The 14,249-nt window shown below is 60.6% G+C and carries 14 protein-coding genes; 5 read left to right on the forward strand and 9 right to left on the reverse strand.

Features of this window, described 5'->3' with window-relative positions:
- The first annotated feature begins 490 nt into the window (after positions 1 to 490).
- Positions 491 to 937, forward strand: coding sequence for an ROK family protein (locus tag AC07YR_RS13570; RefSeq protein ID WP_494734274.1), 447 nt, complete (start codon positions 491 to 493; stop codon positions 935 to 937).
- Between the two features lie 630 nt (positions 938 to 1,567).
- Here the strand turns inward: AC07YR_RS13570 and AC07YR_RS13575 are convergent.
- The 9 genes from AC07YR_RS13575 to AC07YR_RS13615 form a co-directional block, all read right to left on the reverse strand.
- Positions 1,568 to 2,032 carry a VOC family protein gene (locus AC07YR_RS13575; RefSeq protein ID WP_436057411.1) on the reverse strand — a complete coding sequence of 155 codons (465 nt, stop codon included), beginning with the start codon at positions 2,030 to 2,032 and terminating at the stop codon, positions 1,568 to 1,570.
- 217 nt (positions 2,033 to 2,249) lie between these two features.
- A complete protein-coding gene (locus tag AC07YR_RS13580) occupies positions 2,250 to 2,999 on the reverse strand; it encodes an SDR family NAD(P)-dependent oxidoreductase (RefSeq protein WP_436057410.1) in 750 nt (249 codons plus the stop codon).
- 122 nt (positions 3,000 to 3,121) lie between these two features.
- Positions 3,122 to 4,108 carry a Gfo/Idh/MocA family protein gene (locus AC07YR_RS13585; RefSeq protein WP_494734275.1) on the reverse strand — a complete coding sequence of 329 codons (987 nt, stop codon included), beginning with the start codon at positions 4,106 to 4,108 and terminating at the stop codon, positions 3,122 to 3,124.
- Between the two features lie 240 nt (positions 4,109 to 4,348).
- Complete coding sequence (locus tag AC07YR_RS13590) at positions 4,349 to 5,620, reverse strand: MFS transporter (RefSeq protein ID WP_494734313.1); 1,272 nt, start codon at positions 5,618 to 5,620, stop codon at positions 4,349 to 4,351.
- Positions 5,621 to 5,738: 118 nt separating this feature from the next.
- The gene (locus AC07YR_RS13595; RefSeq protein WP_436057408.1) at positions 5,739 to 6,731 is read right to left on the reverse strand and encodes a Gfo/Idh/MocA family protein; all 993 of its coding nucleotides are present in this window, start codon (positions 6,729 to 6,731) and stop codon (positions 5,739 to 5,741) included.
- On the reverse strand, positions 6,731 to 7,621 hold the full coding sequence (locus AC07YR_RS13600; protein WP_436057407.1) for a sugar phosphate isomerase/epimerase family protein: 891 nt from the start codon (positions 7,619 to 7,621) through the stop codon (positions 6,731 to 6,733). Before AC07YR_RS13600 ends, AC07YR_RS13595 begins: the two co-directional genes overlap by 1 nt.
- Positions 7,622 to 7,624: 3 nt before the next feature.
- Positions 7,625 to 8,191 carry a VOC family protein gene (locus AC07YR_RS13605; protein WP_494734276.1) on the reverse strand — a complete coding sequence of 189 codons (567 nt, stop codon included), beginning with the start codon at positions 8,189 to 8,191 and terminating at the stop codon, positions 7,625 to 7,627.
- Positions 8,188 to 9,183 carry a LacI family DNA-binding transcriptional regulator gene (locus AC07YR_RS13610; RefSeq protein ID WP_214975519.1) on the reverse strand — a complete coding sequence of 332 codons (996 nt, stop codon included), beginning with the start codon at positions 9,181 to 9,183 and terminating at the stop codon, positions 8,188 to 8,190. The genes AC07YR_RS13605 and AC07YR_RS13610 overlap by 4 nt, the downstream gene beginning before the upstream one ends.
- Positions 9,176 to 10,162 (reverse strand): Gfo/Idh/MocA family protein, encoded by a 987-nt coding sequence (locus AC07YR_RS13615; RefSeq protein ID WP_494734277.1) that lies wholly within the window; start codon positions 10,160 to 10,162, stop codon positions 9,176 to 9,178. The genes AC07YR_RS13610 and AC07YR_RS13615 overlap by 8 nt, the downstream gene beginning before the upstream one ends.
- 146 nt (positions 10,163 to 10,308) lie before the next feature.
- Between AC07YR_RS13615 and AC07YR_RS13620 the strand changes: the two genes are divergently transcribed.
- From AC07YR_RS13620 to AC07YR_RS13635, 4 genes are all read left to right on the forward strand, one after another.
- Positions 10,309 to 10,956, forward strand: a complete 648-nt coding sequence (locus AC07YR_RS13620) for a bifunctional 4-hydroxy-2-oxoglutarate aldolase/2-dehydro-3-deoxy-phosphogluconate aldolase (RefSeq protein WP_436057403.1) — start codon at positions 10,309 to 10,311, stop codon at positions 10,954 to 10,956.
- Positions 10,953 to 11,498 carry a P-loop nucleotide/nucleoside kinase family protein gene (locus tag AC07YR_RS13625; protein ID WP_494734278.1) on the forward strand — a complete coding sequence of 182 codons (546 nt, stop codon included), beginning with the start codon at positions 10,953 to 10,955 and terminating at the stop codon, positions 11,496 to 11,498. Before AC07YR_RS13620 ends, AC07YR_RS13625 begins: the two co-directional genes overlap by 4 nt.
- A 320-nt stretch (positions 11,499 to 11,818) precedes the next feature.
- Positions 11,819 to 13,231, forward strand: coding sequence for an MFS transporter (locus AC07YR_RS13630; RefSeq protein ID WP_436057401.1), 1,413 nt, complete (start codon positions 11,819 to 11,821; stop codon positions 13,229 to 13,231).
- A 185-nt stretch (positions 13,232 to 13,416) separates the two neighbouring features.
- A complete protein-coding gene (locus tag AC07YR_RS13635) occupies positions 13,417 to 14,229 on the forward strand; it encodes a sugar phosphate isomerase/epimerase family protein (RefSeq protein WP_494734279.1) in 813 nt (270 codons plus the stop codon).
- Positions 14,230 to 14,249: the final 20 nt, after the last annotated feature.

Genomic DNA, 14,249 nt, shown 5'->3' on the forward strand with positions numbered 1-14,249 from the left:
CTGCCCAGACCCAGCCTAGAAAAGCACGCCGCATGGCCGCTTCCAAGCGGTCATGTGGCGTGCCCTTTCGCGACCAACTCATCGGAACTGCAATCCCTAAACTCTGACAAGCCCCTAGCCCGCGTCATAAGTACCCGCGGGGGCCGAATGCGCTGGAACTCACGGCAAGAGCTCAACGTGTAGACGAGCCAGGCCCCACCGCCTGTCCCTCCCTGGAATCTCGTTCAACACCAACACCAATACCAATGCCAGCGAAGGAGCCTGACCAATGCACCGCCCGAACGCCCTGCCCACCGGTCAGTGGGCCCATCTTCCCCTCGACGAAGACGGCAAGCTCGCCTTGGGATGGGGCTACGACGGCCCTTAAGACGGCGTCTCCGGACCGTGTGGAGACCTGGCGCCGGTATGAGCTCGAATTCTGCCACGAAGCCAGCGTCGGCTCCCCTCTTGGGGGACGGCGAACACCTGTTGAGGCCCTGCCGCGACGGACATGACCGCTGTTGACGCTTCCACTGGCATCGGCGCGGGGCTGATTGGCCGTGGCACCTTGCTCCGCGGAATGAAGGGCACTGCTGGCGCCGTTGGACATATCCCCATTCCACGCGGCGCAGATGTTCCTTGTATTTGCGGAAACGAGGGGTGTCTCGTTGCCTTGGCTGGCGGACCGGCCATTGCAAAGTCCCTCACGACGGCCGGATTCAAAGCCGGGAACGTCGATGATGTTGTTGAACTGGCTCCCGCTCCGCCAGGCCGGCAACGATATTGGGGAAATTCTGACAACCTGCATCAGTCATTTCAACCCCGAAATTATCTGGGCCCTCGAGCATACAGGACGGCTTATCATGGCTGCTCCTGTGGTCAGCACGAGCAACCAGATCCCCAGCCTCCAAAACGATCGGATCCAACTACCACCCGGGTGGTGCCGCAGGCCGAATAGCAGTGGCCCCAGGGATTCAAGGGGTAGCCAACACCTTGCGCCGAGCCTGACAGCGCGCCCGCCAAGACCATTCCGGGGTGTGCTTGGCGACGACCTCGCGACTCGGAGCCGGCGAGACCCCCTCAGCCACGAAGCACTGGATCAGGAACCAGACGGCCTGCGGGCAGAACACATGCGCAGCCTGCTCGCCCACCACAAGCTGCCCCCGAACAGGGACACTACCTCGCCCTCTTTTGACGCGGGCACAGCGTTAAGCTCGAGGACCAGGCTGCAATCCACGCCCGTACGAAACTTTCTCTAAAGGACAGGGTTTGATGCTCCTTGCCGTCCCGGGCGCTGAAGGTGCGGCACCATTGGGATGACAAGATAAGGGGGATGCCTTTTCCCTACTCAAGCCAAACATCAGGTGGCGCAGCACGTCCTTGCCACAGACTTTTTGCAAAGGATCGGCTTTCTCGGCGGAGAGGTCACTGCTATCGAGGAGACTCAGGCTCGGTCGATGAGTGGCGGCCCTGCCAGCTGGAATCGTGAAGCCGTGCTCCTACTTCCATGCGATATTCCCCCACTTTGCCCGATATGGTCACCTGGCGTTTAAGCATTCCGAGCATGTTTTTCCGGGGTGCGGGTGGCTCATGAGTCGTCGCTTGGCCGCCAGTCTGGCGCCTGAATGAGCTCCACGCGATTTCCGTCCGGATCGAGCAGGTATACCAGCAGGCCTCCCGAAACTGGGCCCGAAGTCGGAGCGACCGGTTCGGACAAAGCCCTATACCCGAGCGCTGTCATTCTGGCGTAAACCATGCGCACGTCAATATCGGTGAAAGCAAGATGTGCAGTCCCTGGCTGCGCCTCTGATGGGTTAACGGCGGGTGGCGGATCCTCAACCTGGACCAGTTCCAGGTTGAAGGTCCCGTCGCCCGTTGTGAGCATTAGTGCTTTGACCTTGACGTTGGGACGGCCGTAGAGTTCGCCGACGTATGGGCCCGATGTCCACGCTTTCAAGCGGGTAAGGCCAAGTCCTTCCACGTAGAACCGGGCGCTGCGCTCCATGTCCGTTACGTGCAGGGCAGTGTGATGATGTCGAATCGCAGTTTTCATTTCTCTCACCTAAACATTCCCGAGGGGCTTGAACTGGACCAAAAGAAGGGACATATCGTTTTCTCCTCGTAGATTCAGACTTTGACTTCGCTGGGGTTGCTCAGACACAGCCTTGAGGGGTCGGTGCTGGGTTTGCCTGGCGTATGTGTACGCTGGGTTGCCACCCGCAAAAAGGCGCGTGATGGCCTCTATGATTGCGCGGCACCGTGCAGGGGGTTCAGGTTCCGATTCCCAGGTGTGCTCCGCCGGCCACATCGAGAGACACGCCGGTGATATAGCGGTTGTCGGGATCGGTCAGGAAAAGGATGGCGCGTGCGACTTCGTCGGGTTCGGCAAACCGACGCATCGGCAGTTGCGCTGCCCGCTTCGCCCGGTTGGCAGCCGCATCCGGGCCGGAATCTTTGGCAAACTGTGCCCACATGGGTGTGTTCACCGGACCTGGTGCGACGGCGTTGACAGAGATGCCCTGAGGCCCAAGCAATTCTGCAAACGACCACATGATGTGTAGGACTGCGAGTTTGCTCGCGTTATAAGGCAGGTAGTTCAGGCGTGCTTCTTTGGCCGCAACGGAGGATAAGACCACGATGGCGCCGGCCGTGCCGGACTCAAGCATTGACTTCGCTGTCTCTCGTACCATCGAAAACGTTGCAGAGGCATTGATCCTCAGAATGGAGTCGAACTCTTCTGTGGTTGTCTCCATAATGTCCGGCGTGGTCCCGAGCACTCCTGCTGCATGGACGAGGACATCGATGCGGCCGAATCTGGCTTTGATGTCCTGGATAACCGTTGCGCATTGTTGCTCAGAGGTGATGTCGAGAGGATAGAAGGCCCCCAGCGCCTGGTCCTCCTTGGGGGAACGATCAGCGCCGATAACGAGGGCGCCTGCGGCTACGAATGCGCTGACAGCAGCATCGCCGATTCCCCCGCTCGATCCGGTTATCAGAACCACCTGGTCTTTGAGGCTCATCGGTTCTCCCCACTCTGGATGCGGCTGCGCCGCGGTTCTCCTGCGGTGGGGCCATGAGTTGCTCGCTTCATGTCTAATTCCTTAGTTAAAGATTGTTCGGTCGGCGGTCAGGTTTTGAGATGTTACCGGGAGACCACATCCTCAGTGCGGGAAGGTGCCGCTGCCAGGACTGCATCGGCGATTTGTGTAGCCCGGAGTGCCTGGGCGAATGTGACTGCAGGGGTTCCACCCTTGCAGAACTTCAGCGCCGTCTCCGCTTGGCGCAGGAAGAGGTCGGAGGGCTCGAAGGTCTTTACGTACTGGCGGCCGTCGCGCTCCCACACGTGAAGGGAGTCGTTGGTCCACAACATCCGGCCCTCAGTGGCCACGACGTCGATGGTGAGGCTCCAGTCGCCCTGATTGAGTCCTTGAGGTTCCTGCCAGGGAGACCAGTAGCTCTGCATGGTGAATATGACACCCTCAGGAAATTCGAGGGTGGAGACGACGTGCTCCGGTACCGGCGACCCATAGAGGTTGCTGCTGGCGCTGGTGGCCAGTACTTTTGGGTCGCCGTTGAACCATGATGAGACTAATTCGATGGCGTGAATGCCATTCACTACAGCGACGCCGCCCTCTTTCGGGTCAGCGCGCCATGAGTTGACGTTTTGTTTGTGGGCGACGGAACGGACAGACACGGCGATCACGTCCTTGTTCCTGATCCATTCAGAGACCAGTGCGGCGGCGGGATGGTGGTGGAGCGTATACCCAACCATGAGTCTCTCGTGCACCCCGGAAGCGGCAGCCAGGACGGCAGCACCTTCGGCATCTGCGGCCACCGGCTTTTCAGTCAACACTCGGAATCCCCTGTTCAGCAGATCTGCGCATACGACCGGTTGCATGGTGGTGGGCAATGCTACGACTACCAGGTCCAAGTCTTCGGGGTGCAGTTCCGCGGTACTGGGCACCACCTGTGCGCCCAACTCCTGAGCGAGGGCAACGCCGCGCCCGTCCTTCTCCACAAGGATGGTGACATCGGCACCTGCCGCGGCAAAGGCCCGCGCGTGCCGTGATCCGGCCCAGCCGGCCGCTCCCACGACGGCGACACGCGGGGCATGTGCCGTCTCGGTCATGATGTCGGGCCGCCGAAGATGCTGCCAGGGACGAAGCAGGTGACCATAAAGTCTCTCCCTTGAGATCGGTGAAGTTCTTTAAGTAACACTGAGATCGGTTGCTGAGATCGGTTGCAATAAACATAGGGTGGCAAGAAGGGTCTGTCAAGGATCTATGTGGTTCCGGTTTCGGGGGCCAGGCGTTCTCGGTTGACTGCGCAGGTTATTTCGGTTTTGGATTTGCCGTTGCCGGGCTCTGCATCAGTTTCTTGCTTCGTTGGCGGCTGGGCGAGCCGCCCGAAAGGCGTCTTCGAGCATGCGTGGCTTGTTGACCATCACGGCTCCTACCGAAAGCACCGCGAGCCAGCCTCCGAGCATGCCAAACGAGGGCAGCCAGCCGTCCCCTGGATGATGCAGGAGCCCAAAAAAGAACGGGCCAACGCTCGCGAGGGCGTAGCCGACTCCCTGGGCGAACCCGGACAGGATCCCCGAGCCGGATTGTGATCGCGTTCGCTTATTGATCATCGTGAACGCGAAGGAGTACGCGCCTTGGCCAAGTCCGGCTATGACGACCCAGACCACCGCAGAGGCTGGTGGAGCAAAGATGATGCCTCCGTAACCGATGGCGAATGCGACGACAAACAGGATTGCGACGGGTAGCGGGCGAGGCATTCTCACGACCACCAAAGGCACAATCAGGGCGACAGGCACGGCGAGCATTGAATAGAGCGCCAGCATGGATCCAGCGGTATCCTGACTCATTCCTCTGTCGACAAGAACAGCGGGAAGCCAACTGAGCGCCGCGAAAGTATTGCTCGAGCAACCAGCGAAGATCAGTGCTGCTCCCCAGCCAATTGATGATCTCCAGGGTTTGATCGCGTTCGCAGGGGGAGACGGCCCATCGTGGGCTGGTGATGTCTCGGAGCGGGCAACAGTCCGCTTGCCTGCAAGAAGAATCAGCCAGGGCATCGCAGCGACCGCGCTGACGGCCGCCCAAATGCCGATGGAGAACCGCCAGCCATAAAGATTGCCCAGGGGTATGGCAGATTGGGCGGCCACGGCCGTGCTGGCGCCCAGGAGAGTTATGTGGAGCGTTGCGAGGATCCCGGTTTTGTCGGGAAAGTACCTCATCAGCAGAGGCGGAATCACGACATTGACCACCCCGATCCCGAGCATGGCGATGCCGGTGAACACCAAGAATGACGGGATGTTCCATCCCAGTGCGCGGCCGACCTGACCAAGTGTTGTCAGCAGGATCGAGACCAGTAGCAGGTGTTCCAGCTGGATACGCCGGAGGAGCGGCGGAGCCAGGAAGCCCATCACTGCGAAGCCGGCGGTCGGCAGCATCCCAAGAATCCCTGTCGTCACCGCATCGAGGGGAAGGTCCTCGCTTATTGGACCAAGGAGCGGGGACACCGCCGAAACCGCTTCTCTGGCGCTGAACGCGACCAGCAGGATGCCGGCAAGCGCGGTGAGCCGGCCCCGTGACGGCTGTCTCCCCGCTCCCCCGATGTGTGGTCTGCCCTGACGCAGGCGAAATAGAGCTATGTTTGCACCTCCGTATTTTCAGCAGGTTTGTTCAAGCCAGGTTCCACGGTGCCCGCATCAAGGACTGGAAGTGCAGTGGAGAATGGGCGAGCTCGGTTGGTTGTTAGCTTCCGTTTACTGCGTGGCTGGCCCATTCCCGGCCGGCCTGCTCTTCTGTCGGCAAACCGGAGGCAGCGAGAATCCGGTCGAGCAAGCGTTGGGTATGGACAGCTTCCCGGCCTGAGGTAAGCGGCTGCGCCCTGTCAGCAACCCGGTCCAGGAAATGATGAACGGCGGCCGCAAAGCCCAGAGTTTCTGTCGCAGTGGCCCAGCCATAGGCCTCGGCGCTAAGTTCCCGCGATGTGGTGACACCCTTGACCGTGGTTGAAACCGTCTCCGGTGCCCTGACTTCGACGGTCTTTCCGTCGCCGTAGGCGTCAAGTTTTTCGTTCCATGCACCTGCCGTGCGGGCTGCCATCAGGACGCCCGTGTTCCCGGTACTAAAGCGGATGGTTGCTGCGACGCCGTCTTCTTCCCAAGGGTCGTCACCGGCGGCGTGGGCGGCGACGTCCACCGGCTCGCCGCCGCAGTACCAGCGGAGGAGATCGACCATATGAATGGCGTTCTCGAATGTCGCACGGTATTCCGATCCAGGGCGGTTTTTCTGGGCGACGCAGAAGGTGGCGCCTTTGTCGCCAAAGACTTCCCGACCGGCCGTATAAACCGGGGCGTAGCGGCGGTTGAAGTCAACCATCAGGATGCGGCCGCGCTGGTCGGCGAGGTCCGCCAGACGTTCTGCCTCATCGGTTGCCGGAGCCAGCGGCTTCTCACAGAACACGTCAACATCGCGGCCCAGGCACAGCTGGACCGCGTGGGCGTGCTCAGACCGGGGCGTGAGGACGAATACTGCATCCAGCTCCTGGGAGTCCAGCATGTCCTCGACCGTTTTGTACGCGGCGTTGAAGCCCCAGCGCCGGACCAGGTTGCCCGGGTCCTCACGCCGGGACACCAGAGCGGCCAACTCAACATCATCGCGTTGGACGAGGGTGGGCAATTGGGCAATGGTGGCGATATTGCCCGCGCCGACAACTCCGACGCGGAGACGGTTGGTGGTCATCAGGCGTTCCTCACTTCAGAGAGCATTGAGCGCAGGACGGCGGCGGATTCGCGGAATCCGTCCTCGGGCGCGGGGAGGTCTTGCGGGTGCCAACGGTACTCGAGTTCGATGCTCAGGACGTCGTCGTAGCCATGCTCCAGCAACCCGGCGAGAATTTGGGGCCACGGAACGACGCCGCTTCCGACGACGCGGGACCGGACCGCCCGTTCGGAAGCGTCGACCCGGGCCGTTTCAGTGGCGCGGAAGGCCGCGTTGGGATCCGTGAAGACGAGGTCCTTCACGTGAACGTGACCGATCAGGTCACCTTGAACAGCGAAGGCCTGTTCGTACGTTTCGTCGTGAGTAAATGTCAGGTTCGCCTGGTCGTAGAGAACGCGGACGGCCGGGTGGGCTATTTCGCGGACCAGGGCAGCGGTGTCCGCCGCGGTCTGGGTCATGGTGCCGAAGTGGTTTTCTACACAAAGGCGAACCCCGGCCTGGTCTGCTTCAGGTGCAAGGGTCTCCAATGCTTCACGCAGTTTTCCCCAACGCGCCGCGTGGTCGTTGTCGCCGGGGTGCCAGGATCCGGCGTAGACACGTACCCGGTCAGCGCCCAGCAGGTGTGCGGTTTCTATGGCGCCGCGGAATTCATCGACTGCTGTGCGCCATTCCGCGTCGTCCAGTGAGTTGATGGCGGTCGTGTAAGGCGTCAGACCTACGATGGGTATCCCTGCGGTTTCGGCCGCTTTCATTGCCTCCATCGCGGCACGCCGGTCACCTAATGGCAATCCTGATTTGTAGTCATTCTGGTAGATGACTTCGGCGGCATCGAGCCCTGCGGCTCGGAATAGATCAAGTGCTTGGGGAACCGTGTGGTCCGGGGTGCCTAGTGTGTGACCGGCTAGCCGCATTGTTTATGTCCTTTCTGAAGTGTTTGGAGGTGCTGCCCAGTCCGTGGGACCGACCAGCCGGGGCGGGGCTGCGACGCGGGATCGATCCACGATTTCCATCAGCAATCCCCAAGGGGTGACGAAGTATGTCCAGCGATTGCCGGCTACTCGGGGGCTGTCGCCAGCGACTTCTTTGCGCTCACCGAGCACGCGTACCCCAGGTATTTCCTGCAGCACTGCGATCGCTTCATCTACGTCGTCCACGACGAAGCACAGGTGGTGCCCACCGGCGTCACAGTGCCGCGGCGGGGTATCACGCCGCGCAGCGCTGCTCCATTCGAAAAGCTCGATGTTGAGGTTTGGTGGCAGGCGCAACATGGCGAGCGTGAGCTTGGCATCTGCCGGGACTTCGAAGTTTGTGGGCATGAATTCTTCGTCGGGCCCGCGCTCGGAGCGGTAGAGCTCCTCAGCTCCGAGGACTTCGACGAAGAAACGGATGCCTTCCTCCAGATTTGGCACTGTCAGGCCGACGTGGTCTGTGTGCTGGAGCCCTGGCAGACGCCGGAGCGTTGACTCCTGTCCCCTGGTCATTTGCGTGGTCCAGAGGTGGAGCCGCGGACCAGAAGCTGAGGTTCGAGGACGATGTGGTCCACGGAGCCGTCAATGTTCTGCTTCTCAGCCAGTTCGATGGCGATGTGTCCCATGTCGGCAATCGGCTGGCGAACCGTAGTCAGAGGAGGGTTGAACCGGGCGCCGAGAGCGAGACCATCGAAGCCGATGACCGACACGTCCTCCGGTACCCGTACGCCACGTTGGCCGAGTGCCGAGATGACCGCAAAGGCCACCATGTCGTTGGCCGCGATGATTGCCGTTGGAGGATTGTCCATCTCGAGGTAATGCTCTGCCCCGCGCGTGCCCGCATCCAGATCGGACCCGCTGTCCAGCACGACAGGTGCACTGCCGCTCTCGGCGGACAGCTCCAGATAGGCGTCCATCCGGTCCTGGGCGGTGTGCGTTCCGGCGATGCCGGATACGTAGCCGATCGAGGTGTGCCCCAGAGAGTGCAGGTGCTCCAGGGCGATCATGATTCCGCGGCGGCTGTCGACGGTGACCGTTGGGACGGCATCGTCCCCTTCAACCCGGTCGATCACCACGACCTTGTGGCCGAAGTCGAAGCGCTTCATGGCCTCGGTGTCGACCTTTGTGGAGGGTGCGACTATGCCGAAGGGGGCATACATGGCCTGCATGGCGGTGAAGTATCCGTCGGTTTTGGCCGGGTCCCCGTTGGTGACGCAGAGCAGCAGCTGGTAACCGCGGTCGTCGGCTGCCTGTGTCATTGTCTTGGCAAGTTCGGCAAAGAACGGGTTGGTGATGTCAGGAACGATCAGCGGGATGAATGTGCTGGTCTTGGTCCGAAGAGCCTGGGCGAGTGGACTCATCGTGTAACCGAGCCCTTCGGCAACTTTGAGGATGTGTTCACGCGTTTCCCTTTTCACGGCTTCCGGCCGGGAGAATGCCCGGGAAACGGTGGACCGGTGGACACCGGCAGCCTTCGCGACGACGTCGATACTCAGATCAGGCATGTTCTCTTCCTCCGTGCTGGTCGTCATAGGCCTGCCAAATCGGGCGCATAACGTCTTCGAGCTGGGCCAGCGTCGGCAGGCCCCGGAATCCATCATCCAGCGTCCGGGCGACGCTCCGCACGAACGGATCGTAAAGAGGGTCGCTATCCACATTTATCTTGTCGACCTCCGTGGTGCCATCCAGTGCCGTGAACGTAGCTGTGCCGTCCGAATCAACGGAGGCGAATCCTGTCTCACCGACCGAGGTAAAGCTGCAGTAGCGCTTAAGCGGCGAGCCGGGGAATGCATAGCCAACCTCCACAATGGCTTCGCGGCCCTCCGGCGTCGTGATGATGAGGCTGGCATGATCCTCAACAGCCTGGCTGTGAAGAACCGATGACAGCCGGGAGTCCACATGTGAGGCCGGCTCATTGCAGCCCTGGAGGAACAGATCGACAAAATGCGGTGCAAGGTTGGCCAGGCAACCCCCGCCCGCCCTGACGGGGTCGAGCATCCAAGGGTTAGCACTGTCGAGATACCGGGATGGCGGACCAGCGATGAATGAGGTCCGCTGGTAAGTGGGCCGGCCCGCCTTGGCAAGCCACTGATCTGTGGGTCCGCCGCGCTGGACCAGGGGGACGGTGGCAGGCACGCCAGCTGCCTCGGCGGCCTGACGCACGGTTGAAAGCTCATCAAGGGAAGTGCCCAGTGGCTTTTCAACGACGAACGGAATACCGCGCTCGATCAGGGCGAGACATTTTTCGGCCATACCGTCATGGGGACCAAAGACATATGCGAGTCCGAGATCGGGGAGAGCAATCAGCTTCCGCCAGTCGGCTTCAACCGGTGCACCCCAGCCTTTGGCCAGCTCCTGCACCTGCACGCGAGATACATCGTCGTCACCGACTCCGATGACCTCGTGCTCTTCGGCAATGGCCTGCGCACAGAGCGGAACATGCCAATGGGAAGCGCCCAGAATGATTGTGCGTACGTGCGTCAACCGCAATACCCCCTTTGATGAGATCGGTTGCTGAGATCGGTTGCAATAACACTATGGATGGTGGGAGAGTTTGTCAACGGAACCAAACACCAACAAGGGTCGGGCCACTCAGAAAGATAGAGATACCAACCCAGAGAAAGGCCAGCATGTATAAGAAACTTCGCACCCTGCAAACCATCGACGAGTCCGGGGCCGTCCTCATCGTGCGACTGGAAAATGCGGAGGTTGCCGAGCGCGTCGCGGAAGCTGCCATCGAAGGAGGGTTCCGGGCGCTCGAGATCACTCTTTCAATTCCTGGCGCCGTAGACGTCATCCGTCGGCTCTCCGCCAAGCATGGGTCCGCCGGCGTAGCGGTCGGTGCCGGAACAGTGCTGGACGAACACTCAGCGTACGAATGCATCCGCGCCGGCGCTCAGTTCCTGGTCAGTCCGCAGCTGAACCCCGCGATGATCCGCACGGCGAACCGCTACCAGATACCAACCATCAGCGGCGCCTACACACCGACCGAGCTGGTTGAATCCGCCGAGGCAGGCGCCGACATCCTCAAGCTCTTCCCCACCGAAGCCGGCGGCGTCGCCTACGCCAAATCCGTGCTGGCTCCGCTGGCGCATCTGCCGATCATGCCCGCCGGCGGCGTAACCCTGGACAACGTAGGCGAATGGTTCGCGGCGGGCGTGGCAGGCGTCGGCGTCGGCAGCTACGTGACAAAGGCATGGCAACCCGATGGCGACTTCTCCCGCGTCACCGAGGCCGCCAAGGAGTTCCTGTCAGCCGTAGCAGAGGCCCGCCAATGAAGGCCCCCAAAGTCTTCATTGTCATCGGCCCTGCGGGATCGGGAAAGACGACCATTGCCCAACAAACTGCACGACAGCATGAGGCTGCGTACCTGGACAAGGACCGGGTCAGTGGCCGCTTCGTCGAATTCGCACTGACCGCCACCGGCCATGATCCCACCGACCGCGAGTCCAACGACTACTATCGCCGCAATTTGCTGCCCCTCGAGTACGAGACTCTCATGGATGTGGCGGGGATAAACCTGCGTCTCGGCCGATCAGTGGTCCTTGATGCTCCCTTTGGAGCCTATTTCGGAGAACCAGACTATCTGAGTCGTGTGGCAGAAGAATTCCAATGGCCGTCACCCACGATCACCGTGATACGGGTCAGGGTACCCCAAGACGTTCTACGTAGGCGGCTCACCCTGCGCGGACTGGAACGAGACCAGTGGAAACTAGCCCACTGGGATGAATACTGGTCGGTGTACGGCAGCTTGGAGTGTGCTTGGGCCGGAGTGCATTTCCAGGACTTCAACAATCAGGCGCCCCTTCCGGTCGATTGACGTGAACCGCGTCGGGGGATTAGTCACTGGGTCGGAGGCCTATCTTCGATATCTGCGCCGCGAGCACAGGAAACGTTGACAAGGATCACATCGCATCCGTATCGTTGCTTGCAACCGATCTCAGCAACCGATCTCATTTATGAAATATGGGCAGCTTGGATCAGCTTCTGTCCCGCTCCAAGCTGCTCTGGCTGTTGGTCTTGGCGGTCGATTGTCCGTCGAGCCGAGTTACAGCCGGGCGAGACCCGCATACCCCTTTCAGGTGTCCGGGAAATCGTCCAATATCCCTCCGCAACAAACGTGAAAATATGGAGAGTTCAATGAAGACCTCGCAAAACGCCCTCCGCAGCCCGGACCCTTCCGATCAGCTCAAGGCGCCCGGCCGCAGCCGCCACAACATCGTTGCAGGCACGATCGGCCACTTCGTGGAGTGGTACGACTGGTACATCTACGGGCTCCTGGCAGCGGTGTTCTCATCACAGATATTTCCAAGTGATTCCCCGTTCGCCTCCTTGATCGCGGCACTGCTCGCCTACGCCGTCGGGTTTGTTGTACGCCCCCTCAGCGGCATCATCATCTCTCCACTGGCCGACCGTTTCGGCCGAAGGCTCATCCTGACGCTGTCCGTCTCCGGGATGGCGCTAGGATCGCTTATCATCGGCCTCACGCCGTCGTTTGCGACCATCGGCTACGCTGCGCCCGTTCTCTTTCTGGTTGCACGCATCATCCAGGGCATCTCGGCCGGTAGCGAGGGACAGAGCGCCATCGCGTTCATGGTTGAGCACGCTCCAGCGAACCGGAGGGGCCTGTTCGGTTCCTTCACGAACATGGCGAGCGGCCTTGCGACCCTCGTAGCGACTGGCGCCGCGGCACTGGTGACATCATCCTTTTCACCCGCCGACCTCGCCGCCTGGGGCTGGCGCATCCCATTCGTCGTGGGAGGCATCCTCGGCATCGTCGGCCTTATCTTGAGGGCCCGGGCAGAGGAGACCCCTGAGTTTGAGGCAGAGTCCCTCGTCGATCACAAGTCCGCCGCGGCCCGCCTGATGGAACTCCTTCGCGAACACCCGAAGGCGCTGCTGCAGGCAGCAGCGCTCTCTGCCCCGGCCGTAGCCTACTACACCTGGGCCACCTTCCTTCCCACCTACGCCAAGCTGACCACCGGCCGGGACCTGTCCTCCACCCTGGCCGGGAGCGTTATCGGACTGGCCTTGCTCGTGATCATCGTGCCGGTCTGCGGCGCGCTTTCCGATCGACTCGGCCGACGCAAAATCTTCCCCATCATCGGCGCCATCGGCATGATCGTTCTCTTCTACCCCATGCTCCTGCTGCTGAACCAGCCGGGCTTCGGTGTTTACGTGCTGGTATCGGCGTCCGGGTGGGTGGTTCTCGGTATCTGGCAGTCGGTATATCCGACCATCCAGGCCGAGCTGTTCCCAGCTTCGGTACGGGTATCGGGCATCGGCTTCGCACACCAAATCGTGATAGCAGTCTTCGGTGGCACCGCGCCGCTGATCGCCGCTGCGTTCGTCGGCGCCGGACAGCCAATGCTCGTCGCGGTCTACATGATCGCCATTGTCGCCCTCAGCCTCATCGTCTACTTCACCCTCCCGGAGACCGGCAGCCGCGCCGCCCGAGCCACCGTAGCTCCCGCCGACCCCGAGGTACTCGAAGGCGAACGCCTGCTCCTGAGCACTCCGCAGGCCGCAGACGAAGCGACGCGTTCCCGGTAGGCACACTTGTCCACAGGATGCCGTGGCGGCTCGACCGGGCAAGAAGGGGCGTGTCTCTGCCCCAGGTCTCGTCGAGCCGCCTGGCTTGCCAAGGACGCGATCCCTTACGCAGGATCGAAATTCGCATAGCGTTATGAATGAAACAAGTTTTTTCTCCATGGCGCAGAACTGAGAGGATGTTCTTAATGATCATCAATACGTTTTCCTATCTATGGTCATCCACGGCTATTGATGCGATTTCTGAATTGGTCGACAACGGGTATGAGACTTTTGAAGTTCCGATAAGCTCTCCACATTGTTGGCCGGATGAAATGTCCAGCTCCGAGCGCTCGGCAGCCTATGCAAGACTCGCTCAATACGGCGCCAAAATCAGGTCGCTGAATGCCGGCGGATATGACATCAATTTGGCCAGTCCGGGCGCCAATATGCGTCGCAAGAGCATTGAGCACATTAAGTCGGTGATCGACTTGGCTGCAGCCTGGGACGTCCGCGAGGTTGTGATATCCCCAGGCACAAGGCGTCCCATGATCTCACCTTCGCTTGAAAAGACCTACGGGTGGATGTACGAGAGTCTGGAGAATCTCATTCCGCTGGCCAAACAGGCGGGCACGCGACTGCTTTTCGAAAACACTCCCTATTGCTTCACCCCTACCATCCAGGACCTGGTAGGGGTCGTAAACACTGTCAACGACGATTCAGTCAAGATCGTCTACGATGTGGCCAATGCTGCCTACATAGGAGAAGATCCCGTAAAAAGTTTGCTCTCCAACCACGAGTCAATTGGACTTGTGCATATTTCTGATACAGGTACGGAAACCTGGGGTCACGATCCAATCGGCACTGGAGTGATTGACTGGAATGGACTGGGCAAGGTCGTCAGAGAAACGTGTGGAGTCAATAACGTTGTTCTTGAGATCATTCGCGAAGAGAACCCGGTGCATGAGTTCAAGAAGGCGATGCAGGATCTCAAAAATCAAGGCTGGGAACTAGGAAATTAACTCCAGTATTTGAGACTGCA

Source organism: Arthrobacter sp. GW460-12-1-14-TSB2, assembly GCF_059423525.1.

What these genes read in the sequence shown, in the direction of transcription:
- AC07YR_RS13575 (WP_436057411.1), bottom strand. Translation starts at nt 2,032, where the DNA reads ATGAAAACTGCGATTCGACATCATCACACTGCCCTGCACGTAACGGAC.
- AC07YR_RS13605 (WP_494734276.1), bottom strand. Translation starts at nt 8,191, where the DNA reads ATGACCAGGGGACAGGAGTCAACGCTCCGGCGTCTGCCAGGGCTCCAG.
- AC07YR_RS13625 (WP_494734278.1), top strand. Translation starts at nt 10,953, where the DNA reads ATGAAGGCCCCCAAAGTCTTCATTGTCATCGGCCCTGCGGGATCGGGA.
- AC07YR_RS13585 (WP_494734275.1), bottom strand. Translation starts at nt 4,108, where the DNA reads ATGACCGAGACGGCACATGCCCCGCGTGTCGCCGTCGTGGGAGCGGCC.
- AC07YR_RS13595 (WP_436057408.1), bottom strand. Translation starts at nt 6,731, where the DNA reads ATGACCACCAACCGTCTCCGCGTCGGAGTTGTCGGCGCGGGCAATATC.
- AC07YR_RS13600 (WP_436057407.1), bottom strand. Translation starts at nt 7,621, where the DNA reads ATGCGGCTAGCCGGTCACACACTAGGCACCCCGGACCACACGGTTCCC.
- AC07YR_RS13610 (WP_214975519.1), bottom strand. Translation starts at nt 9,183, where the DNA reads ATGCCTGATCTGAGTATCGACGTCGTCGCGAAGGCTGCCGGTGTCCAC.
- AC07YR_RS13635 (WP_494734279.1), top strand. Translation starts at nt 13,417, where the DNA reads ATGATCATCAATACGTTTTCCTATCTATGGTCATCCACGGCTATTGAT.
- AC07YR_RS13570 (WP_494734274.1), top strand. Translation starts at nt 491, where the DNA reads ATGACCGCTGTTGACGCTTCCACTGGCATCGGCGCGGGGCTGATTGGC.
- AC07YR_RS13580 (WP_436057410.1), bottom strand. Translation starts at nt 2,999, where the DNA reads ATGAGCCTCAAAGACCAGGTGGTTCTGATAACCGGATCGAGCGGGGGA.
- AC07YR_RS13620 (WP_436057403.1), top strand. Translation starts at nt 10,309, where the DNA reads ATGTATAAGAAACTTCGCACCCTGCAAACCATCGACGAGTCCGGGGCC.
- AC07YR_RS13630 (WP_436057401.1), top strand. Translation starts at nt 11,819, where the DNA reads ATGAAGACCTCGCAAAACGCCCTCCGCAGCCCGGACCCTTCCGATCAG.